General features: G+C 62.0%; 23 protein-coding genes. 14 read left to right on the top strand and 9 right to left on the bottom strand.

Annotated elements, in window-relative coordinates; all coding sequences use genetic code 11:
• The first annotated feature begins 1 nt into the window (after nucleotide 1).
• From hemF to J7557_RS01030, 3 genes are all read left to right on the top strand, one after another.
• Nucleotides 2-874 carry an oxygen-dependent coproporphyrinogen oxidase gene (hemF, locus tag J7557_RS01040; RefSeq protein WP_291416480.1) on the top strand — a complete coding sequence of 291 codons (873 nt, stop codon included), beginning with the start codon at nucleotides 2-4 and terminating at the stop codon, nucleotides 872-874.
• A 13-nt stretch (nucleotides 875-887) separates the two neighbouring features.
• Nucleotides 888-2,021 carry an AAA family ATPase gene (locus J7557_RS01035; RefSeq protein ID WP_291416478.1) on the top strand — a complete coding sequence of 378 codons (1,134 nt, stop codon included), beginning with the start codon at nucleotides 888-890 and terminating at the stop codon, nucleotides 2,019-2,021.
• Between the two features lie 64 nt (nucleotides 2,022-2,085).
• Nucleotides 2,086-2,283 (top strand): DUF1059 domain-containing protein, encoded by a 198-nt coding sequence (locus tag J7557_RS01030; RefSeq protein WP_291416476.1) that lies wholly within the window; start codon nucleotides 2,086-2,088, stop codon nucleotides 2,281-2,283.
• A 12-nt stretch (nucleotides 2,284-2,295) separates the two neighbouring features.
• On the opposite strand, the gene J7557_RS01025 is transcribed toward J7557_RS01030, so the two are convergent.
• The 3 genes from J7557_RS01025 to J7557_RS01015 all read right to left on the bottom strand — a co-directional run bounded on the left by J7557_RS01025 (nucleotide 2,296) and on the right by J7557_RS01015 (nucleotide 4,718).
• Nucleotides 2,296-3,474, bottom strand: a complete 1,179-nt coding sequence (locus tag J7557_RS01025; RefSeq protein WP_291416474.1) for a CCA tRNA nucleotidyltransferase — start codon at nucleotides 3,472-3,474, stop codon at nucleotides 2,296-2,298.
• Nucleotides 3,471-4,091 carry a CoA pyrophosphatase gene (locus J7557_RS01020; protein WP_291416472.1) on the bottom strand — a complete coding sequence of 207 codons (621 nt, stop codon included), beginning with the start codon at nucleotides 4,089-4,091 and terminating at the stop codon, nucleotides 3,471-3,473. The genes J7557_RS01025 and J7557_RS01020 overlap by 4 nt, the downstream gene beginning before the upstream one ends.
• Nucleotides 4,092-4,169: 78 nt before the next feature.
• A complete protein-coding gene (locus J7557_RS01015; RefSeq protein ID WP_051960417.1) occupies nucleotides 4,170-4,718 on the bottom strand; it encodes a GNAT family N-acetyltransferase in 549 nt (182 codons plus the stop codon).
• Between the two features lie 354 nt (nucleotides 4,719-5,072).
• On the opposite strand from J7557_RS01015, the gene J7557_RS01010 reads away from it, so the two are divergent.
• Nucleotides 5,073-6,032 carry a glutathione S-transferase family protein gene (locus tag J7557_RS01010; protein WP_291416469.1) on the top strand — a complete coding sequence of 320 codons (960 nt, stop codon included), beginning with the start codon at nucleotides 5,073-5,075 and terminating at the stop codon, nucleotides 6,030-6,032.
• A 3-nt stretch (nucleotides 6,033-6,035) separates the two neighbouring features.
• Here the strand turns inward: J7557_RS01010 and J7557_RS01005 are convergent, their stop codons facing one another.
• Nucleotides 6,036-6,509: an NUDIX domain-containing protein gene (locus tag J7557_RS01005; protein ID WP_035080555.1), complete on the bottom strand. Its 474-nt coding sequence runs from the start codon at nucleotides 6,507-6,509 to the stop codon at nucleotides 6,036-6,038.
• On the opposite strand from J7557_RS01005, the gene J7557_RS01000 reads away from it, so the two are divergent.
• The 5 genes from J7557_RS01000 to J7557_RS00980 all read left to right on the top strand — a co-directional run bounded on the left by J7557_RS01000 (nucleotide 6,508) and on the right by J7557_RS00980 (nucleotide 10,645).
• Nucleotides 6,508-6,726, top strand: coding sequence for a hypothetical protein (locus J7557_RS01000; protein WP_291416466.1), 219 nt, complete (start codon nucleotides 6,508-6,510; stop codon nucleotides 6,724-6,726). The genes J7557_RS01005 and J7557_RS01000 overlap by 2 nt on opposite strands.
• On the top strand, nucleotides 6,723-7,613 hold the full coding sequence (locus J7557_RS00995) for a metallophosphoesterase (protein WP_291416464.1): 891 nt from the start codon (nucleotides 6,723-6,725) through the stop codon (nucleotides 7,611-7,613). Before J7557_RS01000 ends, J7557_RS00995 begins: the two co-directional genes overlap by 4 nt.
• 80 nt (nucleotides 7,614-7,693) lie before the next feature.
• Complete coding sequence (locus J7557_RS00990; RefSeq protein WP_291416462.1) at nucleotides 7,694-9,025, top strand: hypothetical protein; 1,332 nt, start codon at nucleotides 7,694-7,696, stop codon at nucleotides 9,023-9,025.
• The gene (gene murD, locus J7557_RS00985) at nucleotides 9,015-10,316 is read left to right on the top strand and encodes a UDP-N-acetylmuramoyl-L-alanine--D-glutamate ligase (RefSeq protein WP_291416460.1); all 1,302 of its coding nucleotides are present in this window, start codon (nucleotides 9,015-9,017) and stop codon (nucleotides 10,314-10,316) included. Before J7557_RS00990 ends, murD begins: the two co-directional genes overlap by 11 nt.
• Nucleotides 10,313-10,645 carry an SMR family transporter gene (locus tag J7557_RS00980; protein ID WP_035080562.1) on the top strand — a complete coding sequence of 111 codons (333 nt, stop codon included), beginning with the start codon at nucleotides 10,313-10,315 and terminating at the stop codon, nucleotides 10,643-10,645. The genes murD and J7557_RS00980 overlap by 4 nt, the downstream gene beginning before the upstream one ends.
• Before the next feature lie 3 nt (nucleotides 10,646-10,648).
• Here the strand turns inward: J7557_RS00980 and J7557_RS00975 are convergent, their stop codons facing one another.
• On the bottom strand, nucleotides 10,649-12,409 hold the full coding sequence (locus tag J7557_RS00975) for a tetratricopeptide repeat protein (RefSeq protein ID WP_291416456.1): 1,761 nt from the start codon (nucleotides 12,407-12,409) through the stop codon (nucleotides 10,649-10,651).
• Between the two features lie 268 nt (nucleotides 12,410-12,677).
• Between J7557_RS00975 and J7557_RS00970 the strand changes: the two genes are divergently transcribed.
• Nucleotides 12,678-13,124: a hypothetical protein gene (locus J7557_RS00970; protein WP_035080565.1), complete on the top strand. Its 447-nt coding sequence runs from the start codon at nucleotides 12,678-12,680 to the stop codon at nucleotides 13,122-13,124.
• Between the two features lie 309 nt (nucleotides 13,125-13,433).
• On the opposite strand, the gene J7557_RS00965 is transcribed toward J7557_RS00970, so the two are convergent.
• Nucleotides 13,434-13,940: an MgtC/SapB family protein gene (locus J7557_RS00965; RefSeq protein WP_291416454.1), complete on the bottom strand. Its 507-nt coding sequence runs from the start codon at nucleotides 13,938-13,940 to the stop codon at nucleotides 13,434-13,436.
• 64 nt (nucleotides 13,941-14,004) lie between these two features.
• On the bottom strand, nucleotides 14,005-15,051 hold the full coding sequence (locus tag J7557_RS00960; RefSeq protein ID WP_291416452.1) for an NAD(P)-dependent alcohol dehydrogenase: 1,047 nt from the start codon (nucleotides 15,049-15,051) through the stop codon (nucleotides 14,005-14,007).
• 168 nt (nucleotides 15,052-15,219) lie between these two features.
• Here J7557_RS00960 and J7557_RS00955 point away from each other — a divergent pair, with 168 nt between their 5' ends.
• On the top strand, nucleotides 15,220-16,689 hold the full coding sequence (locus J7557_RS00955; protein WP_291416450.1) for a diguanylate cyclase: 1,470 nt from the start codon (nucleotides 15,220-15,222) through the stop codon (nucleotides 16,687-16,689).
• Here the strand turns inward: J7557_RS00955 and J7557_RS00950 are convergent.
• Entirely contained in the window at nucleotides 16,686-16,847 is a 162-nt protein-coding gene (locus J7557_RS00950; protein ID WP_291416448.1) for a hypothetical protein, read from the bottom strand. The genes J7557_RS00955 and J7557_RS00950 overlap by 4 nt on opposite strands.
• Nucleotides 16,848-16,970: 123 nt before the next feature.
• Here J7557_RS00950 and ade point away from each other — a divergent pair, with 123 nt between their 5' ends.
• Genes ade through J7557_RS00935 form a run of 3 tightly spaced genes read left to right on the top strand, consistent with a single transcriptional unit; the run spans nucleotide 16,971 to nucleotide 21,130 of the window.
• Entirely contained in the window at nucleotides 16,971-18,680 is a 1,710-nt protein-coding gene (ade, locus tag J7557_RS00945; protein ID WP_291416446.1) for an adenine deaminase, read from the top strand.
• A gap of 3 nt (nucleotides 18,681-18,683) precedes the next feature.
• Nucleotides 18,684-20,309 (top strand): CocE/NonD family hydrolase, encoded by a 1,626-nt coding sequence (locus J7557_RS00940; RefSeq protein ID WP_291416444.1) that lies wholly within the window; start codon nucleotides 18,684-18,686, stop codon nucleotides 20,307-20,309.
• A 59-nt stretch (nucleotides 20,310-20,368) separates the two neighbouring features.
• Complete coding sequence (locus J7557_RS00935; protein WP_291416441.1) at nucleotides 20,369-21,130, top strand: DUF2470 domain-containing protein; 762 nt, start codon at nucleotides 20,369-20,371, stop codon at nucleotides 21,128-21,130.
• 105 nt (nucleotides 21,131-21,235) lie between these two features.
• On the opposite strand, the gene J7557_RS00930 is transcribed toward J7557_RS00935, so the two are convergent.
• Nucleotides 21,236-23,398 (bottom strand): malate synthase G, encoded by a 2,163-nt coding sequence (locus tag J7557_RS00930; RefSeq protein ID WP_291416438.1) that lies wholly within the window; start codon nucleotides 23,396-23,398, stop codon nucleotides 21,236-21,238.
• Nucleotides 23,399-23,400 lie beyond the last annotated feature (2 nt).

The following is a 23,400-nucleotide window of genomic DNA, read 5'->3' as shown; positions in this document are numbered from 1 at the left end:
TATGACCCTCCCTGCCGATATCGACACCAAGAAGACCACTGCCGCCGCCTGGTTCCGCGCCCTGCGCGACCGCATCTGCGCCGGCCTCGAAGCCATCGAAGCCGAAGTTACCGGCCCCAATGCCGACATGCCCGCCGGCAAGTTCGAGCGCACCCCCTGGGATCGCGCCGCTGGCGGCGGGGGCGAGATGTCCATGCTACACGGCCGCGTCTTCGAAAAGGCCGGCGTCCATATCTCCTCCGTCCACGGCCATTTCTCGGAAGATTTCGCCAAGCAGATGCCCGGCACCGAAGCCGGCACCGCCTTCTGGAGCTCGGGCATTTCGCTCATCATCCACCCCTGGAACCCCCACGTTCCGGCCGTGCACATGAACACGCGCATGATCGTCACGGGAAAACAGTGGTGGGGCGGCGGCGCCGACCTGACCCCCGTCCTAGACAGCAAGCGCATCCAGGACGACCCCGACACGCTCGAATTCCATGCCGCCATGCGCGAGGCCTGCGAAGGTCGCCCCGGCGTCGATTACGACCGCTTCAAAGCCTGGTGCGACGAGTACTTCTTCCTGCCCCACCGCAACGAACCGCGCGGCATTGGCGGCATTTTCTACGACCACTTCAATTCCGGCGACTGGGACGCCGACTTCGCCTTCACCAAGGCCGTTGGTGAAGCGTTCAACACCATTTATCCCAAGTTGGTCCGTCGCCATTTCGAAACTCCGTGGACCGAAGCCGAGCGGGACGAGCAGCTCGTGCGCCGCGGCCGCTATGTTGAATTCAACCTACTCTACGATCGCGGTACGACCTTTGGCCTTAAGACCGGCGGCAACGTGAATTCGATCCTCTCCTCCATGCCACCCGCGGTGAAGTGGCCCTGAACCAAGGTAAGCAATGAGCCTGACCGACCTGCACGTCGAATTCTATCGCTCGGTGCGCAATCTGCGTCTGCCGGTGCGAAGACTGACCGTGCTGGTCGGCGCCAACGGTGTTGGCAAGACCAATATCTATCGTGGGCTGGAACTGGTACGGGCGGCGGCAACTGGCGACCTCGCCATGTCCATCGCCCGCGAAGGCGGCCTGGCCTCCGTGCTCTGGGCCGGCCAGCGCAAGGTGACAGAGGCACCCCGGCTCTGTCTCGAAGTTGGGCTCGACATGGACGGCCCTGACAGCGACGCGGCTTTCCTGCCCCGCTACCGCGTCGAAATCGGCTTCGGCGACTCGAAATATCAAGCCGTGTTTGCAGAGGAACCGCAGATCAAGTTCGAAAGCTTGGAGCTGCCGGGTCGGCGCTCCGTAACGCTTCTGGAACGCAAAGGCCCCGCTGGCTGGTATCGCGACGACAATGGCGCACGCCGCCAGTTCGACGAACCCCTCCTTGCCAGCGAAACCGCCCTCTCCGCCGTGCGCGGTACAGTGCCGGAACTCGACGCGGTGAGGCATCTCCTCACCAATTGGCGCTTCTACCACGGCTTTCGCACTGATCAGCACGCGCCCCTGCGCCGCCCCGCCCTTGCGGTCACCGCGCCCTTGCTCGATGCCGACGGCGGCAATCTAGCGGCGGTCTTTGCAACACTGACGCACATCCGCGGCGACACGCTGGAACTTGATACCGCCATCGACGCGGCCTTTCCGGGCGCCAGACTCGTCGTGCCGCCCCCGGGCCGGACTGCCGAATTCGCGCTGATCTTCCCCGACCTGCCTAATCGTCCCTTCGGCGCGGCCGAGCTCAGCGACGGCACTTTGCAGTTTCTGGCCCTGCTGGGCGCCCTGCTCTCTTACCGTCTGCCGCCGCTCATAGCCCTCAACGAACCCGAAGCGAGCCTCCACCCTGATCTTCTGCCCGCCTTGGCGCGCGCGATCGCCAAAGCTGCAGAGCGCACGCAGGTCTGGGTTGTTACCCATTCGCAGATTCTCGCGGACGCCATCGCGGACCAGACCGGCATCATGCCGCGAACAGCGATCCGTCGGGATGGCGGCACCTCAATCGAAGGGCTTTCGGAGCTCGGCATTTTTGCCGACGAGTGATGGAACCCTTGGTCTAGGCGCCCCGTTCCCTCCTCTACCCCAACGAGATGTAGGAGGAAACGCAATGAAACGCTTTGATTCCGGTACGCTCATCCCCGGCTCGACCTGGAAGGCCGAGGCCGAAAGCGAGGCGGAAGTGGTGCGTCGCGCCGTGGAGAACCTCAAGAATTTCCACGGTGAAACCGAAGTCCGCCCCGACATGGTCGAGCGGATCAAGGAACGCATCGTCGACGTAGACGCCAAAGGCACGACCAAGCACTGACGCCCGCCTGAGCTAGCGGATATCTAAGCTTTCCAGAAGCTCATCCCGCGTCAGCGAAAAGGCGCTTTGCACCCAAAGCGCCTCGAGCCGGGCCAGAGTTGCTCCTACTTCTGGCCCGGGTTCAATTCCATTTGCCACAATATCACTGCCCGACACTGGAAAGTCCGGATTCGGCAATCGAGCGATTTCGCGTGCTGCTTCCATCAGTCGGTCACGCGGCCAATTGTGCTGGGCGGCAGCAACGGCCAATCCCTCGATAGCCTCATCGCGATAGCGATAGACCCCCAACGCAATCTCATCTTCCGACATAAGCAGCGCTGCAGAAAAAACGCGCCGCGCCGCTTCGACCTGCGCATTGGAGAGGCGCCAGCGCTCCTGCTGGGCATCGATATCGCTCCCTGCAAGCAGGGCCAGGCGCGCCGCCGGATTGTGCCCACCCAGGACTTCATAGCGCAGCACTGCCGACAGTTCGCTACGCGACAGTGATAGCAGCCCGATCTCGTTCATGACGGCAATGGTCAGCGCGATCTTTGGCAGAGCCAGCATCCGCAGCATCTCCGAGCCGACCCGCTCGGCTGAGAGATGATCGAGCTTGCCTACCGCCAACTGACAGGCAGAAAGACCTTCCGCATCAAGCTTCTCGCCGCCATGGCTCGCCGAAAACCGGAAGAACCGGTAGACCCGCAGGCCATCTTCCGCGATCCGCTCGGCAGCATTGCCAATGAATCGCACCCGGGCAGCGAGGGCGTCGCCGGCCCCCTTCAATGGATCGAAAAGCTTCCCGTCAAAACCGCAATAGATCGCGTTGAGCGTAAAGTCTCGTCGCTTTGCATCCTCGGTCCAATCGGTCCCGAACTGCACCTGCGCATGCCGCCCGTCGGTCTCGACGTCGCGCCGCAGCGTCGTGACCTCGACCGTCGTCTCGTTGAGCTTCAGCGTCACCGTCCCATGGTCGATACCGGTCGGGTAAGCCGAAATATCAGCCGCCTTGGCGCGCTGCATTACCACGACTGGCAAAAGCTCGGTCGCCATATCGATATCGGCCTCGGGGCTCAACCGGCCCATCAGCGTATCCCGCACGATCCCGCCAACGGCCCGCGTCTTCCCCTCTCGCCCATCAAGCGCTGCGAAAATCGCCTGCACTTCAGGGCGCGCCAGCCATTCGGTTTGCGGCAGGTGGTCTGGGATCATGCTTCACCCAAAATAAGGTCACGGAATTTTCGGGTGAGATTGGCAGTGATGCCCCAGATCGTGTGGCCATCATGGTCGATCTGCCAGGTCGAGTGCTCCTTGCCGGCGCGCTTGATGCGAAAACGCCCATAGCTGGCAGAATCAAGGATGCGCTTGAGCGGAACTTCGAAAACCGAATGCACTTCGCCGGGATTGGGCACAAAAGGTCCGCTCGGCAGCACCTCGGCGATAACAGGGGTGATCAGGTAATTGCTGCCGGTAAAATACGGCTCCATATAGCCCAGAATACTGGCTTCGGCCGGCTCAAGCCCGACTTCCTCATTGGCTTCGCGCAAAGCTGCAGCGCCCGCATGCGCATCTGCGGCGTCAATCTTGCCACCAGGAAAAGCCACTTGGCCGGAATGCGAGCGTAGGTCAGGCGAGCGCTCGGTGTAGAGAATAGTATGACCCTCAGGCCGGCGTACAAGGCCGATCAGCACCGCAGCGGGCGTCGGCGGCCGTGAAAACGGCTCGAGCGGCGCCCAGTCGGGTATGAGTTCATCGCCGACCGGCAAGGCCGGCGGAGAAACCAGCAAGCGGCCAGAAAGCAGCTCGGCGATAGGCGTATCGAAGGGCAAGGGAGCGTCCGGATGATTCAGCATCTCGGGCAGGAGTTTATGCGAGCCCCTGCCCCGATGCACCCGTTTTGATCGCCTTTAGACGCCGGCCTCAAAAGCGGCAATCGAACCGGTCAGCGTCTTGGCCAGTTCCGGATCATCGGCCAGCAGCAGCACGCGGCTCGTATCCACCGGGCCAGGGAACTGTATATTGCCCGGCGTGGTCGGCACCCAGCCAAGTGGGCAATAATAGTCCTGATCGCCAACGAGCAGCACGAAATGACCTTCGCCCCGCGCCAGAGCCCGCTTACTGACTTCCCGCGCGAGCAGCTTACCAGCGCCACGCTTGCGGAAATTCGGATGCGTCGCCAGCGGCCCGAGGAGATAACCCTTCATGCCGCCGACGCTGATCGGGGTCATCCACACCGAACCCGACGGAGTGCCATCGACTTCCGAAATCAGGCTTAGGCTGGGATCGATCGGGAACCGCTCGCGCACCCGGAACGCCGTACGTGCAAACCGGCCGGGACCAAAGGCAATCGCCTGCAGGTCTTCGACAAATGCATCATCGGCAGGGGTAGCAGGCCGAACGACAGGCTGGCCAGAAAGAGGGGTAGCGACGGCCTCAGCCGCAACGAGCGTGGTCATGGGTCTATCCAGGGAAAGATTATGTGCAAATGAGCATGCGGCCACCCCAAGGGCACCGCGCGAAGAACGACCAACTAGGGTCGTCGGAACATCTGCAAAACCTTCACCATCCTGGACGCCTCCACGTCTGAATCCGCATTAGCACCAGCATGGGTTCCCGTAAATGGGAATATCGGCGTCATGGCTGAAATTCCTCCAGTGAATGGATCGGTGTATCCAAATTGCACAACGCATTGTTGCGCCCGAAGTGCCTTATCGCTTCCCATTGCGACAACTAAGTTTGTCGACAACAGAAACCGGATGCCCCAACAGAGCAGGCAATGCCGACAGCAAGATGACGAAAGAGGACCAAAGATGGGACAATTGATCGACGGCAAATGGTCGGACAAGTGGTACGACACCAGCAAGACCGGCGGAAAATTCGTCCGCTCGCAGTCCGGCTTCCGCAACTGGATCACCGCTGACGGCAGCCCCGGCCCTACGGGCGAAGGCGGCTATGCCGCTGAAGCCGGCCGTTACCATCTCTATGTCTCGCTGGCCTGTCCCTGGGCGCACCGCACCCTGATCTTCCGCAAGCTCAAGGAACTGGAAAGCCTGATCTCAGTCTCCATCGTCTCGCCCAAAATGCCCGACGAAACCGGCTGGAGTTTCAAGACCGACGAAGGCTCGACAGGCGACACCCTGCTCGGCAAGGATTTTCTTCACCAGGTCTATACAGCTGCCAAGCCCGACTATACCGGCCGCGTTACCGTTCCCGTGCTCTGGGACAAGAAGACCAACACCATCGTGTCCAATGAAAGTGCGGAAATCATCCGCATGTTCAACACGGCCTTTAACGAGCTGACTGGCAACACGGACGACTACTATCCCGAAGCGCTGCGGGAACCGATCGATGCGATCAACGCCCGCGTCTATGACGACATCAACAACGGCGTCTACAAGGCCGGCTTCGCTACAACCCAGGCCGCCTATGAAGAAGCTGCCAACAAGCTCTTCGATGCGCTCGACTGGGCCGAAGAGCTACTCAGCGAAAACGCCTATCTGACCGGCGACACCATTACCGAGGCCGACTGGCGCCTCTTCACCACACTGGTGCGCTTCGACGCCGTCTATTTCGGCCACTTCAAGTGCAACCGCTGGCAGATCGCCGACTATCCGAACCTGTCGCACTACCTGAAGGCGCTCTACGAAGTCCCCGGTGTCAAGGAAACGGTCGATATCGGCCACATCCAGACGCACTACTATTGGAGCCACATCACCATCAATCCGCACCGCATCGTGCCGATTGGCCCGCAACTGTCGTTCCTCGACTGACGCTCAGTACCCCCAGACGTCCCGCTTGGGCGCACCGTCGAACACTTCGTCGATGCGCTGGGACGTCGCGGGGGTCACGCCTTCGGGCAGCTTGGTGATCTCGAACCAGCCGCCCTCGGCGATCTCGTGATCCTTCTTTCGCACGAAGACGAACTCGTGCGACCGCGCCACATAAAAGAGCACATGGTCGCGGTTCGTGACCGAACTGGAATTGTGGTAGACGCCAAAAAGCTCCATGGGTCCCGTCACGCGGTGCCCAGTTTCCTCCAGCGTCTCCCGTGCACCGGAAGCCTCTGCCGTCTCGCCCGGCTCGATCCCGCCACCAGGGAATTGCCAGCCCGGAATAAGGGTGTGGCGGATGAGATAAACCTTGTTCCCATCGACCAGCATGACGCGCGTGCCGATCGTCATGTGGCGTATGATCCCGATAATGGTGAGAAACACCTTGGCGCGCACGCGCTGGAATCGGTTCATCATGACTGGCTTCTCCGTCGAACTTGCCGCAGGGGTAGCGTTTCCTGCGCAAAAGTCGATAGCGCATTTCGCGCTTTCCCAATGCGGCCAAGCCCCTTTTCACGCGTTTGAAGCCAACCCGTTCCTGTCCGGTCACCAGATTTTGCCCGGAAAATCCGACGACCGCGGTCGATTGACCGTTTCCCTGCGCGGAAGCTTCTGGCAAAACCCCTCCCGATGACAACGCTTGCGCACATATCGGATATTCACCTCTCGCCCATGCCGGAGGTGGCTCTCAGTGATCTCGTCGGCAAGCGCGTGACCGGCTACCTCAACTGGAAACTGAAGCGCCACGGCGAACTCAACTCCGAAACGCTGACGCGCCTCGTCGCGCATATGCAAGAGCAGAAGGCCGATTTCACCGCCGTCACCGGCGATCTCACCAATCTTGCCTTGCCCTCCGAAATCCGCCGTGCCGGAAAATGGCTGCAGGATCTCGGCGATAGCGAACGTACCGCTGTGTGCCCCGGCAATCACGACGCCTATGTCCCGGGCGCGCTCGAAATGGCCTGCGACATGTGGGGCGACTATCTCAAGGGCGAAACCCTTGAAGGCGCCACCTTCCCCTTCGTCCGCCGCGTCGGCGACGTCGCCATCATTTCCTGCTCAAGCGCTGTGCCCACCGCCCCCTTCTTCGCCATCGGGCGTTTTGAGGAAAAACAGGCCGCACGGCTCGATCGCATGTTGAAACTCCTCGGCGATGCAGGCTACTTCCGCGTGGTGCTGATTCATCATCCGCCCAATGCCGAGTTACAGCACCCTTCCTTCGGCCTAAAAGGTCACCGCATCTTCCGCCAGGTCATCGCCAATCGCGGCGCCGAAATGATCCTCCACGGCCATACGCACCGCTCCTCGATCCACCACATTCCCGGGCTGGATCACGAAGTGCCCGTCATCGGCGTCGCCGCAGCCAGCGCCGCGCAGGGCGGCACACTGGACGATCCGGCCCGCTATAACCTCTTCCGCATCGAGAAGAACGGCAACGGCTGGTCGTGCACCATGCGCGAATATGGCTTTCAACGCATCGGCAGCGACATCGTCATGCGCATGCAGATGCGCATCTACTAAACATCAGCAGCACTTTTCGCCCCACTCCCGCCATCGCCGCAAATCACCTATATGATGATGCAAAGCCGCGTGAGTTGCCCGTGACCGAATCCTTTTCCATCCTGCCGCCGAGTTTTGACCCGACCACTGGCGAGGCTCGCTTCGCCTATCGTCTGGGCGATCTGGGATTCACCGAAATTCTGGACCTGCCCAAGGGCGCCAAGACAGAATTGACGCAGAGCCCTGCCTTTGCCAAGCTGCTCGACCTGACCGCCTTCGTCCTCGGCGTCAGCTACTTCAAGTTGCGCGCGCCCTTCGACATCACGGCCCCCGACATCAAGCTGACCGAAGCCGAACGCGCCTTCGTCATCGACGTATATGAAAATGGCCTCGGCGAATTCTACGCCCGCAACAATCTCGCGCGCTTCGGCCGCCTGAAGCTAAGCACGGGCGAAGATCCTGTCTCGCGCAAACCAGCGCCGCAATTGCAGGAACGCACGCTGCTCCCCATCGGCGGCGGCAAGGATTCCCTCGTCAGCGTCGAACTGCTGAGCCATATCGGCGTCGACTTCACCCCCTTTGCCGTCAATCCCAAAGGCCCAATCATCACCTCGGTGGAAGCCATCGGCCGCCGGCCGGTCTATGTCATGCGCAAGCTTGATGCCGAAATGATCCGCCTTGGCAAGGAGCCCGGCTACTACAACGGCCACGTCCCATCGACGGCGATCAATTCCATGATCGCCTCGCTCTGCGCCCTGCTCTATGGCTACGACCAGATCGTGCTCAGCAACGAGCGCTCGGCGAGCGAAGGCAATATCGAATTCGACGGCCGCGAGACCAATCACCAATATTCGAAATCGCTTGGCTTCGAACTCTTGATCGCCGACATCCTGGGCAATGCCACTGGCGGTGCCCTCAAATACTTCTCGCTACTCCGCCCGTACTCGGAAGCCCGTATCGCCTCGCTCTTCACCCAGGGCGAGCGCTTCGACGCGGTATTTTCGAGCTGCAATCGCAATTTCCGCCTCACCGGCAATGACGGCCCGCTCTGGTGCGGCGAATGTCCGAAATGTCACTTTGTCTTCCTGATCTTCGCCCCCTTCATGGCCAAGGATCGATTGCTGAAAATCTTCGGCAAGAACCTCCTCGATGTGCCTGACAATGAACGCTCTTTCCGCGAACTGTCGGGCCTGGCCGGACAGAAGCCCTGGGAATGCGTCGGCGAAATTCTCGAAGCCGCCGCTTGCTTCTATACCCTGACCCGCCATGCAGATTGGCATCAGGACGCAATCGTGAAGTCGGTGAAGGCCGACCTTTTCGCACAATATGGCGAGGAGCGGCTGCAACTCGCCATGGCCGAATGCCTGACCGATAGCCACGACCATCACATCCCCCCGGCGCTAGCCGCCAAGGTGGCCGCTTATGCGGTTTGACGAACCGGTCCTGCTCTACGGCGCCGGGCGCGAAGCCAAATCCACTCGGCAATTCCTGAAGCGCATCCAGCCCGATCTGCAGGTTTTTGTGACGGTGGACTCGGGCACAGCGGACATACCGGAGACAGAAACCATCGCGGCATCCGATCTTCCCGCGGCTATCGCCGGGCGCCGCTTCGGCACCATCGTGAAAAGCCCCGGCGTCTCACGCTACAAGCCGATCTTCGCCACCGCCGCCGAGGCCGGCATAGCCGTGACCTCGAACCTCAATCTCTGGGGCGCGACCTATCGGCAGGATCGTACAGTCATTGCCATTTCCGGCACCAAAGGCAAATCGACCACCGCGACGCTGGTCCACCTGATGCTGGCGCGGTCCGGCCTCGATGCAGGCCTCGCTGGTAACGTCGGCCTTGCCCCCCTCGAAATCGCCGACAAGCACGCAATCGTCGTCTTCGAGCTTTCGAGCTACCAGACGGCCGATATGAGCTTCATCCCCGATGTCGCCGCGATCACCAATCTCTATCCCGAGCATGTCGATTGGCACGGCTCGGTCGAGCGCTACTACGACGACAAGCTGCATCTGGTCGACCGCGATGGCAGCTTCGCCGTCGCACTCGGCCACGCCGCCGCCAGCAATGCGCGCGTTGCGAAAGCAGTTCGTGACCACCGCCGCCTGGTACAGCCGCTGTCAGACGAACAGGCCATTGCCCTCGAAGGCGCCGTGTCCCGCTCGCGGCTCAAGGGGGCGCACAATCTCGACAACGCCATTCTTGCCGCCGAAATCTCCCTCGCCGTCGGCGCGACCATGGACGGCGTTCTCGCCGGCATCGCCGCCTTCCGCCCCCTGCCCCACAGGCTTGAGGAGCATCGCGTTGGCAACGTGACCGTTGTCAACGATTCCATCTCGACAACACCCGAAGCCACCAAAGCAGCCCTCGCCGCCTATCCCGGCCGCCGTATCGCCCTGATCGCCGGCGGCCATGAGCGCGAGCAGGACTACGCCGAACTCTCAACGCTTCTCGCCCAACGCGGCGTCACTGCGATGGTCACCCTGCCTGTGACCGGCGAGCGACTGGCAGCGGCAACCCGCAAGGCGGCTCCGGATATCGATGTGACGGAAGTGCCTGACCTCGAAACAGCCGTGGTCACGCTGAAAAACAAGCGTGAAAAATTCGACACTGTCATCCTGTCGCCGGGTGCTCCGTCGTATAACCAGTTCAAGAATTTTGAAGAACGCGGCCAGCGCTTCATCGAACTCTGCCGCACTCATTTTTCGGACGCACAATCATGAACGGCGCCGCCTATCTCGCCATTGCCATCGTCGGCGAGGTGATCGCCACCTCGTTCCTGCGCGCCTCGGCCGGCTTCACCCAGCTTGTGCCCTCCATCGTCGTGGTGGTGGGATACTGCGTGACCTTCTACTTCTTCTCGCTGGCCCTGCAGACTATTCCCGTCGGCATCGGCTATGCCATCTGGTCCGGCGTTGGCATCATCCTCGTCTCGATCATCGCCTTTTTCGCCTATGGCCAGACGCTCGACCTGCCGGCGCTGATCGGCATCGGCCTCATTCTGGCAGGCGTGTTGGTGATCAATCTCTTCAGCCAATCGAGCGCTCACTAAGCGCTAATAGGCCGTCACCAGCGACAGCGGCGGCACGCCGGCATCCGTCAGCGCCACGCGGATGCGATCGAGCAGGGCGGTATCGGTGATACGCCGCCGGAGCTGCGTCACAATCCCGACACTACGGAAAGTGGGCACATCGAGAACGCGCGGCAATTGTCGCGCCACCTGCGCATCGTCGCCCGCCCCCTCGGCAGCGAGAATGGCGAGGACCGGTCCCATTTCTCGGTCGGCCCGCGCATAAATATCGGCATAGCGCGCCGCCTTGCCGAAATCACGCTCCCGAATGGCGAGGAGTGTGGGCACGCCATAATACCAGTCCGGAATGATCGTATAGGCATCAAGTGCCCTTTGCGCCAAGGGAACAGCCTGGTCGAGCTGGCCCATGAACGCCATATGCCGGGCATGCGCAGCAAGCGCATCCATATTGGACGGATTGGATTGCAGCGCCGTACCATAGGCAGCCTCAGCTAGGCCATGTTCCCCAAGCACTTCATGGAGGCGCGCGCGCTGTTCCCAGACAAAGCTGCTTGTCGGCAGGATGCGCACGGCCTCACTAAGCATTTCGTTGGCGACTCGGTATCGGTCGAGTTGCGCCGTGGGCGACGGCCTGCCGCTATCCGTCCCCTCGGCAGTCAGACTGGCAACCGCGGCAAGCGCGATACCCGTTTTCTGATCGCTTTCCGGCAGCGCCGCATAGCAGGACCTGGCGCGTTCGGCCGCGCCGAGCGTCGAACTCTCGCGATACATCGTAAAGAGCAGCCGGCAGAGATAGAGATTTTCGCCACCCACGAGCGGGTTCTGGCTGAGATATTGGCGTGCCCGCGTATGCAGCGGCCCCCGCGGATTGCCCAGCACCGCCAGGATGTCGATGGAGAGCCGATCGATTCGTCCGGGATCGGATAATTGCTGTTCCGTCAGAATCAATGACCGATTCCAGACCACGCTATTGCTCGAAAGGTCGGTAAGGACGACGCTGTACTGTAAATTGGCCGGCGCTCCCGGGTCACGCCGAACGATGCCGGTGAGCAGATATCCGTCCGCCTGAACGGGCCCCGAATTTACCTCCCCGCGACCGCCATAGTCGACGCTGAGAAAATTCAGCGGCTGCAGCCGGTCGACCAATTCGATGGCCAGACCCGAAACGGCAGCGGTGATCGAAGGGTCGTCGGTGAGGTTCTGAAACTCCATCACCCGCAGGCTCGGCTGTTGCATGATGCCGTTCTGCGTCGCCCGCTGCTCCTGCCTTGGTCCCCAGGTGGAAAGCGAATAGGCGAGGGCCGCAGCGCCAATGGCAATGACCAGCAGCACCAGCCAGGACACGGTGACATGGCCGCGCGGCGCCGTTGCGTCCGGAACGGCATCGATATCGGCATCGACGAACCGCTGAGCAGTCTGGCTGGAAGGTGGCGGCAGAGTGCCGTCCGTCTCCAGGAAATCAGGCACATAGCGTCCGATCGGCAAGACGATCTGCAACCGCTCCTGCGCGCCGGGCCCGCGATAATATTGATCCAGCAAGGCCCGCAAACGCCGTGCCTGCACACGGACGATCGGATCGCTCTGCGGATCGAAGTCCGTTGGCCGGCCGAACACATCGACGGCGATGGAATAGGCCTTGATCGATTGCGTATCGCCGTCGAGTCGCTTGCGGACGATGTAGTCGAGAAAACGCGTGAGTTGGGGCGACCTGGCCATTTCCGACCACGCCGTCAGACGATCCAGCGCCGCCAGCACTGCATCCTTGTCGTCATTGGCCTGAGCCATTTTACCCCCGTATGGAGGTTAATAGTCATCGCTTACATGTAAAAAGCAAGAGCGACTTACCTGAATTTTACGCGAGTTTGCCTACCCGCCCTGCCCGACCTCCCCCATATGACCGGCGTCAGTTCTCTGAACAGACGCGGTTCCCGGTGGATAGGCCCTGCCGGATGCGTGAGACCACCAAGTGTTTCTGAACCAGCATGCGGCGCGGCGGCCGCATGTTTTTCCACAAGAGTGATTTGCCCGGTGTGTTTCGGGCAGAGGTAAGCGTGTGACCAGTCCGTTTGCACAGGCGCCCTTTATTGGGCTGATCGACGACGACGGCCATTCGGCCCGCCTGTTCATGCGCGTGCTGGCCGCCAATGACGGCCCGTCGGTTCGCCACTACAGCGACGACGAAGAGGCGGTCGAGGATCTTGCGCAGGTATTGAGCGATCCGCAGTCGCACTGGCCGGAACTGCTGGTGGTGGACCTCAAGGGCCACAGCCAGGCCAACCTCGAATTTATCCGCCGCCATCAGGCTTGGCTGCACCAAAAGGGTGTCGCGCTGCTGGTGATGGTGCCCCCGACCAATCGAGCGGGGCGCATGGTTTACCTCGAAGCCGGCGCTACCGCCGTCTTCTTCCGGCAGTCGGAAGCCGATGCTTATCGGCACGAACTGGCTGGTATTGCGAATTTCTGGGCGCGTACCGAGCGCTTGGATGCTGTTGGCATGTGACTCCTGCGTCCACAGGTTGCGTGCCTGGACGGAGAGCATCGCTGCGAGCCACGGTTTCGATCGTGTCCTGCATTCCCAAGCGTTGCTCTCCGTCTTCGTAATACAGATGTCGATCTGCACCATCGACGTCTGACACCGCTGGTTCAGCTCCAAGTGAACTAGCGTGGGGGCACGGTTGCGGTACCTCCCGATCGCGACCGTACGGGGGGAGAAGCATCTCGCCCGGCAGCGCTACTGTCCCTCAGCGCCGCTCGGCTACCTATTATGCTTCTCCCCGCGGCCCAGTCTCAGCGGAGTCTCACCTATCCTTCATGGTTGCCCCGACGCCTCGTCTTCGGCCGCCTTGTGTCCGATGATGCGATGCGAGAGTGCACGCAGGGCCGCCAGCACAATGACCGCCAGCACCGTCGTCCCCGCCGCGATCGTGTAAAAACCCAGCGCACAGGCGAGGCCTACTGCCCCCGCCAGCCACATTCCCGCGCCTGTGGTCAGCCCCTGGACGCCACCGCCTGAGCGAAAGATGGCGCCCGCCCCGAGAAAGGCGATACCGGCTGTGACCGCTTCGACCGCACGAATGGGGTCGGCCCGCGATTCCGAGCCGCCGCCTATGGTATGAAAAATCTCGAAAGTGAGAATGGTGAAAAGCGCCGCGGCTACCGCAATCAGAATATGCGTACGCAGCCCTGCTTCGGCCGTTCGCACCTCGCGCTCAAAGCCGATAATGGCGCCGCAGAGCGCTGCAATGGCGAGCCTGATGGCGATGATATGTTCAGGAAGATAGGTCTGGGTCAGCCCAAAACTATTGCCGGTATCCATGTCCCGAAAAATCCGAAAATGACGCTGTCGTCACAATCGCCGGGACATGGACTTGGTTCCCGCCTCAGATAGCGACGCGGATTTGCAGCTTGACGTCGTCCGGACGCGCCTCGACGGCACGGTCGAACGCAGCCTTCGAATCCTCGAAGGCGAAAGTTTCGGAGATCAGCGGCTTCAGATCCACCTTGCCCGAGGCGATCAGCGCAATGGCGCGATCGTATTGATGGGCATAGCGGAACACGTTCTCGATCCGCAGTTCCTTGGTGGAAGCCGCGGCAATGTCGACCTTGGTCGGCTCGACCGGCAGGCCAACGACGACGATGCAACCACCAGGCCGCGGCAGCTCCATGATCGTCTCCCAGGCGCGCGGCGAGCCCGAGCATTCAAACACCACATCCGCACCCCAGCCTTCGGTCAGTTCGCCGACCTTCTCGACGAGTTTGGTCTCTCGGATATTGACCGGAATGATACCCTGATATTGCGCGGCGATATCAAGCTTGGGCTGGGCAAGATCCGCAACGATCACGCGCGCACAGCCTCCGGCAAGCGCCGCAAGCGCCACCATGGTACCGATAGGACCCGCGCCGAGCACGACGGCGGTATCACCGGGCGTGATACACGCCTTGCTGGCCGCCTGCATGCCCACGGCAAAGGGCTCCACCATGGCCCCTTCGGCAAAACTCACATGGTCGGGCAGCTTGAATGTGTAATTGGCCGGATGTACGACCTCCGCGGTCAGCACGCCATGGATGGGCGGCGTCGCCCAGAAGCGCACGGCCGGATCGACATTATACATGCCGAGACGGCTGGCGCGCGAATTGGGGTCCGGAATGCCCGGCTCCATGCAGACCCGATCACCCACCTTGAGATGGCTCACGCCCTCACCCACCTCGACCACGGTGCCTGCCGCTTCGTGGCCCAGCACCATCGGCGCATCAACCACAAATGGCCCGATGCGGCCATGGGTATAGTAGTGCACGTCCGAACCACAGACGCCGACCGTGTGAATGGCGATCCGCACCATGCCCGGCCCGACCTCAAGCGGCAGGTCGATCTCCCGCAGACCCAGTTCATGCTGCTTTTCCAGCACCAGCGCGCGCACCTTGGCCATGACATCCTCCTGAATCGACCGAGCTGAGCATTAGCCCATCACCTGGGCAACAACCAGCGTTTCGCGCTGACGAAACAGCGCGTTAACTCAGATTTTGGAGCCGAGGCGCCGATTCATCGTCCGCTAACGCCCGGCGACCAAAAGTTCCCGCACTTTCTGGGGGCGACAATGCAGTTGCGGGACACAACGCATTTCACGACCCGGTTCCTCCTGCCCATCGTGGTGGTGACCGGCATTACGATTCTGGCGCTGGCCGGCTTTCTCGCCTGGTCGGCCCAACGCATCGACGCCGATGCGCTCGCCCGCGAGAAACTGCTGCTCGAACGGGCGCTGCAGGAACAGAAATCGCAGATGTACATCGCCCAGGAAGAGCTGGCGGTGTGGGACGAAGCAGTCACTGCCATCGACACCGAGGACGTGCAGTGGCTCGTCGATAATCTCGGCATCTACGCCTTCAATTTCTACGGCCACAATCGCAGCTTCGTCCTCGACAGCGCCCTCAAACCCATTGTGGCCGTCCGCGACGGCGGCCAGGTCCCCGCCAAATCCTCCGCCGACTCCATCGAAAAGCTCGCACCCTTCTTCGCGCATTTGCGCAGACTCGACACACAGGCCGCCATCTCCGCCTACAATGCCGGCGTATCGGACACGCTCCCGCAAGCCATCGATTTCACGCTGTTCGAGGGTCAGCCCGCCCTCGTCGCCGTGACGCCGATACTTTCCTATAGCGGCGAGAACGCCCCCACTGTCGGCAAGGAAGGTTTTTACATCTCGGTAGGGCTCCTCGGAGACGAACTCGCTACCTATTTCGGTGATCAATACCGCATCGACCAGCCCATTTTCCTCGATGCCAAACCGCAAACCGACGCGACTCTGCCAATCCTCAATGCCCAAGGCCAGACCCTCGCCTGGCTCGCCTGGCAGCCGGAGCACCCCGGCGCCCGCCTCGTCGGCGCAGCCATGCCGGCGCTGCCGGCCGCGCTGGTCATCGGCATCATCATTGTCGGCCTGCTGCTCCGCAGCCTTCGTAGCGCCCTCTTCCAGCTTCAGGCCGAGCGGGAAGAAGCCCACCATCGCGCCCAGCACGATCCGCTCACCGGACTCGGCAATCGCGCCCTGTTCGGAGCACGCATCGGCGAACTTTTGCAGCACACATCCGAAGGCGGTCCTCGCTTTGCCGTGCTGGAACTCGATCTCGATAAATTCAAGCAGGTGAACGACACACTCGGCCACCAGGCGGGCGACGAAATGCTTGTCGAGGTCAGCGCGCGCATCAAATCCCTGCTGCGGCCGGAAGATACTCTCATTCGCTTCGGTGGCGACGAATTTACCATCATCCAGCCGAATATTGGAGGATCCGGGGACCCCCTGGCCCTAGCCCAGGCGATCATCGACGCGCTGACACAGCCTGTCAGCATTACTGCCGGCATTGCCACGATTGGAGTCAGTATCGGTATTGCCACGGCCCCAGATATGGCCCGCAGCGAGGCAGACTTGATACGATTTGCAGACGACGCGCTCTACCACGCCAAGAATGGCGGTCGAAACCGCTATTGTCTCTATAGCGCCGCCCACGAACCAAGCCGGGTCGACACGCAACTGCGCGATGCCTTCGCCGCCCGGCGCGCCAGCGCCTAGTTGGACGGCGCCGGCATGGCCATGCTGTAGATGATGTAAATGACCACGAAGGCAATCACGATGCCGATTAGCGACATGGCAAGCACGCGCGAATTCATTTTGCGCGAATTGGCCTGACGCACCTCGGTTGTATTCTTGTGCGGATCGTAGGTTTCCATAGCGCTCTCCCGAAAATTCCCAAGATTTCAACGCTTGCGGGTCGGCAGGGTTCCGTAGCAAGGGCTTGACGCGGCGGACGGGGCGACCGACCTTTCGGCATGTTCAGCCCAGAGTCCGTAGCTATGACCACCCCTGCCCTCCTCACCCGCATGATCATGGCCGGACAGGGCAAGGAACCAGCCGATCTCGTCATCCGCAATGTGGGCATGCTCGACGTCATCACCGGCACGGTCACCACTACCGACATCGCCGTGGTTGCCGACCGCATTGTCGGCACCCACGCCCGCTATGAAGGCAATCAGGAAATCGACGGAACCGGCCGCTTCGCCGTCCCCGGATTCATCGATACCCATCTCCACATCGAATCCTCGCTGGTCACACCCCTCGAGTTCGACCGCTGCGTGCTACCTCACGGCGTCACCACCGTGCTCTGCGATCCCCACGAGATCGCCAATGTGTTGGGCGCCGAAGGCATCCGCTATTTCCTCGACAGTGCCGAGCGCACCATTATGGACGTGCGCGTCAATCTCTCCTCCTGCGTTCCGGCAACGCCCTTCGAAACCGCCGGCGCCCAACTCGAAATCGACGATCTGCTCCCCTTCCGCAGCCATCCAAAAGTGTTGGGCCTTGCGGAAATGATGAACTTTCCGGGCGTGCTCAATGCCGATCCCGGCATTCTGGCAAAACTCGTCGCCTTTCAGGACGGCCATATCGACGGTCACGCCCCGCTCCTCCTCGGCCAGAGCCTCAATGGCTATCTCGCCGCCGGCATCCGCACCGACCACGAAGCCACCAGCGCTGCCGAAGCCCGCGAAAAGCTTGCCAAGGGCATGGCCATCCTCATCCGCGAAGGCTCCGTCTCCAAGGACTTGCAGGCCCTTGCTGAAATCCTCGACGAAAACACCTCGGCCTTCGTCGCCCTCTGCACCGATGATCGCAATCCCCTCGACATCGCCGAGGAAGGCCATCTCGACAGCTCCATCCGCCGCCTCATCGCCATGGGCCGCCCGCTGCACCACGTCTATCGCGCCGCCAGCCACTCGGCCGCACGCATTTTTGGCCTGAAAGATCGCGGCCTCCTCGGCCCCGGCTGGCGCGCCGATATCGCCATCGTCGACAGCCTCGAAGACTGCCGCGTCTCCGATGTAATCGCCGCCGGTCGCATCGTTACGCCCGAACTATTCGAAACCCGCGGCACCGTTGCTCCCGTCGGCCTGACCTCGGTCAAAGCAAAGCCCGTCACCGCCGAAGCCTTCATCACCGAACCCAAACCCGGCCAGAACCGCGTTCCGGTCATCGGCGTAAAGCCCGGCCTGATCCTCACCTTCCGCGAGGAAGCCACCCTCGCCTCGACCGAAAAGGGTCTCCAGCCCGACCTCACTGCCGACGTCATCAAAGTCGCCGTCATCGAGCGCCACGGCAAGAACGGCAATATCGGCCGTTCTTTTGTGACGGGCTTTGGTCTCAAGCGCGGGGCCATCGCCTCGTCAGTCGGCCACGACAGCCACAACATCACCGTCGTCGGCGCTACCGATGAAGACATGGCCGTCGCCGTCAACCGCCTGATCGAGCTCGGCGGCGGTTTTGTCACGGCCGACGGCGGCAAGGTGACCGCCGAACTGGCCCTGCCCATCGCCGGCCTCATGAGTCTCAAAAGCTTCGAAGACGTCGCCCACGACCTCCACCACCTGCGCGACGCAGCCAAGGCACTCGATTGCGTCCTGCCCGAACCCTTCCTGCAGGTGGCATTCCTCGCCTTGCCTGTCATCCCCCATCTCAAGATGACCGACCGTGGCCTCTTCGACGTCGACAAGTTCGATTTCGTGAGCTGACCCATGAGCCTGTCTTCGCTCTATCTCGCCTGGGTCGAAGACCTGCCGCCTCGGCTAAACGGCGTGCAGAAGACGCGCGGACTATCCCTCGCCATGGACGATGGTGTCATCCTCAAGACCGACCACTACGCCCCCCGAGCAGATGGTCCGCATCCCACCATCCTGATGCGCCTGCCCTACGGCCGGCGCGGTTTCAGCGCCATTTGCGAGGCCTATGCCGAGCGCGGCTTTCACGTGGTCATCCAGGCCTGCCGCGGCACCGAGCGCTCCGGCGGCGAATTCGACCCCTTTGCCAATGAGCGCGCCGATGGCCTCGCCACGCTCAGATGGATCAAGGACCAACCCTGGTTCGACGGCCGCATCGGCCTTACCGGCCCCAGCTATCTCGGCTATGCCCAATGGGCCATTTCGGACGCCCTGCCGCCAATCGCCGCCATGGCCACCAAGGTAACGACCTCCAACTTCCGCCCCGTCGTCTTCCCCTCCGGCGCCTTCCACCTCAATCTCTGGCTAAGCTGGGTCCAGGTCATCGAAGGCCTGCGCAGCCGCCCGCTATCGACGGCTGCCCGGATGTTCTCCGGCGACATCGAACGCCGCACCGACCGAGCTGCATCAGCGCTTCCGCTCATCGAAGCCGACAAGATCGCTGTCGGCCACAAGATCGGCTTCTGGCGCCACTGGTTCGAGCACGCCATCGGCAATGACGAGTTCTGGAAAGAGATTGACCACAGCCATCGCCTGTCGAAAGCGACCCCGCCGGTGCACTTCATATCCGGCTGGTACGACTTCATGCTCGACCCGCTCCTCGCCGACTACCAGCGCCTTGTCGAGCTCGGTCACCAGCCCTACCTCACCATCGGCACGTGGTTTCACATCGCCGAGGAATTGCAACGCGACAATCTGCGCGAGACGCTGCACTGGATGCGCGCCAAACTGCTGGACGACACCAGCGGCCTCCGCAAAAACCCGGTCCGCATCCACATCTCCGGCGCCAACGAATGGCACGAATTCGACCGCTACCCGCCCGGCCCGCCTGCACCGATCAATCTCAACATCGGCCCCAACCACCAATTGGTTGAAGGCAACGGTAGCACCGGCACCGATCGCTATCGCTACGATCCCAACGACCCCACGCCCAATCTCGGCGGCGCCATCTTCGCCTTCACCGGTGCCGGCGCCCAGGAAAACGGCCCGCTCGAAAACCGCTCGGACGTCCTCACCTATACCGGCCCCGTACTCCTAAAACCGCTGACCATCATCGGTCAGTGCCAGGTCCGGCTCCGCGCCCGCGCCGGCCTGCCTCACACCGACTTTTTCGTGCGTCTCTCCGATGTCGATCCCAACGGCGTCTCGACCAACATCTGCGATGGGCTCCTCCGCGTAACACCGGAAACCAGAACCGAGGCCGACGGCAGCTGGACGCTCACTTTCCCCCTCCACGCCACCGCCCACAGCTTCCTTGCCGGCCACCGCCTGCGCCTCCTGATCGCCTCCGGCGCCCACCCCCGCTATGCCCGCAATCCCGGCACCGGCGAGCCGATCAGCACGGCCAAAACCCTCCTCGCCAACGACATCGAGATTTTCCACGAGGGCACCGGCATCACCCTGCCCACCCACGAACTAATCTGACATTGACGATCAGCATTTAATCCCTTAGTGCCGCTGCAGCATTTGAGGGAGCCCCGACCATGGCGGAAGAAAAGTCCGTACTGCAGCCCACCAGCGACGAAGCCCGGCGCCTGGCCAAAACCCTGCTCCGCTCCGCCCGCTACGGGGCGCTGGCAACGCTCGACCCGCAGACTGGCGCTCCTCAGGTCACCCGCGTCGGCGTCTCCACCGATTTCGACGGCGCTCCGGTCTTGCTGATCTCTGGCCTCGCCGCCCACTTCCCGGCCCTCAAGGCCGACGGTCGCTGCTCGCTGCTGCTGGGCGAAACCGGCAAGGGCGACCCCCTGGCCCATCCGCGCATTTCCATCGCCGCCGAGGCAAAAATCCTCGAACGCGATACCGCTGACAGCCAGCGCATCGCCGCCCGCTATCTCGCCCACCAACCCAAAGCCAAGCTCTATGCCGAACTGGGCGACTTCCGTTTCGTGCGCCTCGAACCGCGCTCGGCCAGCCTCAATGGCGGCTTCGGCAAAGCCTTTGCCCTAACCGCGGAAGACCTGCTCTCCAATGGCGACCCCGCCCTCGCCGCCGCCGAAGGCAATGCGGTTGAGCACATGAACGAAGACCATTTCGAGGCCGTCGACCTCTACGCCCGCCACTATGCCAAGGCGCCATCGGGCAAGTGGGTGCTCACCGGCATCGACGCCGAAGGCATCGACATCGCCCATGGCGATGATGTGCGCCGCATCTTCTTCGAAAAGCCGATCACCGTCCCACAGGACATGCACATGGTACTCGTCCAGATGGCCCGCGCCGCCCGCGTGGCCTTCATGGAAGTCTGATCAGGTCTCTCCCCTCCGTCGTCATTGCCGGGCCCGTCCGGCAATCCATCTCGCCAAGGGCATGGACCACCGGGACAAGCCCGGTGGTGGCGACGAATGGGGACGTTACTTCGCGTCGCGCGCCTTCACCTTGCGGCGCGCGGCGTGAAGGATCGGCTCGGTATAGCCGCTCGGCTGATCCGCGCCCTTCAGCGCCAGATCCAGCGCCGCCTGGAACGCCACAGACTGATAATTTTCGGACATCGGCCGATAGATCGGATCACCCTCGTTCTGCTGGTCGACAATGACGGCCATGCGCTCGAAGGTCGATGTCACCTCATCGCGGCTCACGAGGCCATGCCGCAGCCAATTGGCCACCGCCTGCGAGGAAATACGGCAGGTCGCGCGGTCTTCCATCAGGCCGACATTGTTGATGTCGGGCACCTTGGAACAGCCCACCCCCTGCTGCACCCAGCGCACCACATAGCCCAGAATGCCCTGCGCATTGTTCTCAAGCTCGCGCGTGATTTCTTCGCGGCTCAGCGAATAAGGCACCTGCACCGGCATCGAGAAAAGCTCGGATAGCCCCGGCACCGCCTGGTTGTGGCGACGCGACTGCGCCTCGAACACATTGACCTGATGATAGTGCAACGCATGCAGCGTCGCGGCCGTCGGCGACGGCACCCAGGCGGTGTTGGCACCGGCATTGGGATGACCGATCTTGGCATCGAGCATCGCTGCCATATCGTCCGGCCGCGCCCACATGCCCTTGCCGATCTGCGCCTTGCCCGAGAACCCGCAGGCAAGCCCGATCAGCACGTTGCGATCTTCATAGGACGAAATCCAGCGCTCGGACTTGATCTCATCCTTGCGCAGCACGGCGCCCGCTTCCATCGACGTATGGATTTCATCGCCGGTGCGGTCGAGGAAACCGGTATTGATGAAGAACACGCGGGCCCGCGCTTCATAGATCGCGGCCTTCAAATTGGCCGAGGTACGACGCTCCTCGTCCATGATGCCGATCTTGATCGTGTTCGGCTTGAGCCCCAGGAACGCTTCCACCGAAGCGAAAATGGCGCAGGCATACGCCACTTCTTCCGGCCCATGCATCTTGGGCTTCACGACATAGATCGAGCCGGTCCGCGAATTATTGCCCTTGTCATGCAGCGCGCAAAGCGCCGTCACGGCGGCGTCCATCAGGCCCTCGCCCACCGGCTTGCCATCGAGCAGCACCGCGTCGGTCGTCATCAGATGCCCGACATTGCGCACCAGCAGCAGCGAGCGCCCCTTCAGCACCAAAGGCTGGCCGTTCACATCCTTATAGGTGCGATCCGCCTTGAGGCGACGCGTAACTGTCTGCCCACCCTTCTCAAATGTGTCTTCCAGCGTGCCATTATTGAGGCCCAGCCAGTTGCGGTAAACGCCGACCTTGTCCTCCGCATCCACGGCCGCGACCGAGTCTTCGCAGTCCTGAATGGTCGTCAGCGCCGACTCGACGATGACATCGGAGAGGCCAGCCTTGTGCGTCGCCCCGATCGTGCTCTTGAAGTCGATAACAAGAATGACATGCAGGCCATTGTGGCGCAGAACGAGTTCAGCGCTCTCCTGGCTGCCGGCATAGCCGACAAAAGCCGAGGGGTCGCGGAGACCGGTACGGCCCGCCGCAGTCTCGACCTCAAAGAAACGCGTCTCGCCGTCCTTGACTACATGATAGGCAGTGACGTCGGAATGGCTGCCAGTTGCCAGCGGAAAACTCTCATCAAGGAATTTTGCCGCGCGCGCCACCACAGCGGCAGCGCGGGCCGTATTAAACCCCTTGCCTGGCGCCAGATCGCCATCGCGCGAAGTCGCGTCGGTGCCATAGAGCGCATCATAGAGACTGCCCCAGCGGGCATTGGCGGCGTTCAACGCATAGCGGGCGTTAGAGACCGGCACGACCAGCTGCGGGCCGCAAATGCTGGAAATTTCGGGATCGAGATTTTCCGTCTCAATCGTGAAATCACCCGGCTCGGCAACGAGATAGCCGATCTCCCTCAGAAAGAATTCATAGCCCTGTGGATTATTGGTCACCGGCCCATACTTGTGGTGCCATTCGTCGATCTGGCTCTGCAGATCGTCACGCTTGGCCAGCAGCCGCGCATTCGTCGGGACATGTTCGCGCAGCAGGTTCGCAAAGCCGCCCCAGAACTGATCTGCGGAAATGGAGAGCCCCTTGAGCGCTTCTTTTTCTACGAAATCCACCAGCAGAGGGTGCAGGGAAAGGCCGGATTTCGTCAGATAAGTGCTCATGC

The sequence above is a fragment of the Devosia sp. genome, assembly GCF_017744655.1.
In the GTDB taxonomy this organism is placed as follows: Bacteria; Pseudomonadota; Alphaproteobacteria; order Rhizobiales; family Devosiaceae; genus Devosia.
The sequence above is the reverse complement of the archived record's forward strand: the minus strand, read 5'-3'. Positions and strand labels throughout refer to the sequence as shown.

Excerpts from the sequence above, each read along its gene's own strand:
- hemF (WP_291416480.1), top strand. The coding sequence starts at position 2 with ATGACCCTCCCTGCCGATATCGACACCAAGAAGACCACTGCCGCCGCC.
- J7557_RS01035 (WP_291416478.1), top strand. The coding sequence starts at position 888 with ATGAGCCTGACCGACCTGCACGTCGAATTCTATCGCTCGGTGCGCAAT.
- J7557_RS01030 (WP_291416476.1), top strand. The coding sequence starts at position 2,086 with ATGAAACGCTTTGATTCCGGTACGCTCATCCCCGGCTCGACCTGGAAG.
- J7557_RS01025 (WP_291416474.1), bottom strand. The coding sequence starts at position 3,474 with ATGATCCCAGACCACCTGCCGCAAACCGAATGGCTGGCGCGCCCTGAA.
- J7557_RS01015 (WP_051960417.1), bottom strand. The coding sequence starts at position 4,718 with ATGACCACGCTCGTTGCGGCTGAGGCCGTCGCTACCCCTCTTTCTGGC.
- J7557_RS01010 (WP_291416469.1), top strand. The coding sequence starts at position 5,073 with ATGGGACAATTGATCGACGGCAAATGGTCGGACAAGTGGTACGACACC.
- J7557_RS01000 (WP_291416466.1), top strand. The coding sequence starts at position 6,508 with ATGACTGGCTTCTCCGTCGAACTTGCCGCAGGGGTAGCGTTTCCTGCG.
- J7557_RS01005 (WP_035080555.1), bottom strand. The coding sequence starts at position 6,509 with ATGATGAACCGATTCCAGCGCGTGCGCGCCAAGGTGTTTCTCACCATT.
- J7557_RS00995 (WP_291416464.1), top strand. The coding sequence starts at position 6,723 with ATGACAACGCTTGCGCACATATCGGATATTCACCTCTCGCCCATGCCG.
- murD (WP_291416460.1), top strand. The coding sequence starts at position 9,015 with ATGCGGTTTGACGAACCGGTCCTGCTCTACGGCGCCGGGCGCGAAGCC.
- J7557_RS00980 (WP_035080562.1), top strand. The coding sequence starts at position 10,313 with ATGAACGGCGCCGCCTATCTCGCCATTGCCATCGTCGGCGAGGTGATC.
- J7557_RS00975 (WP_291416456.1), bottom strand. The coding sequence starts at position 12,409 with ATGGCTCAGGCCAATGACGACAAGGATGCAGTGCTGGCGGCGCTGGAT.
- J7557_RS00965 (WP_291416454.1), bottom strand. The coding sequence starts at position 13,940 with ATGGATACCGGCAATAGTTTTGGGCTGACCCAGACCTATCTTCCTGAA.
- J7557_RS00960 (WP_291416452.1), bottom strand. The coding sequence starts at position 15,051 with ATGGCCAAGGTGCGCGCGCTGGTGCTGGAAAAGCAGCATGAACTGGGT.
- J7557_RS00955 (WP_291416450.1), top strand. The coding sequence starts at position 15,220 with ATGCAGTTGCGGGACACAACGCATTTCACGACCCGGTTCCTCCTGCCC.
- J7557_RS00950 (WP_291416448.1), bottom strand. The coding sequence starts at position 16,847 with ATGGAAACCTACGATCCGCACAAGAATACAACCGAGGTGCGTCAGGCC.
- ade (WP_291416446.1), top strand. The coding sequence starts at position 16,971 with ATGACCACCCCTGCCCTCCTCACCCGCATGATCATGGCCGGACAGGGC.
- J7557_RS00940 (WP_291416444.1), top strand. The coding sequence starts at position 18,684 with ATGAGCCTGTCTTCGCTCTATCTCGCCTGGGTCGAAGACCTGCCGCCT.
- J7557_RS00935 (WP_291416441.1), top strand. The coding sequence starts at position 20,369 with ATGGCGGAAGAAAAGTCCGTACTGCAGCCCACCAGCGACGAAGCCCGG.
- J7557_RS00930 (WP_291416438.1), bottom strand. The coding sequence starts at position 23,398 with ATGAGCACTTATCTGACGAAATCCGGCCTTTCCCTGCACCCTCTGCTG.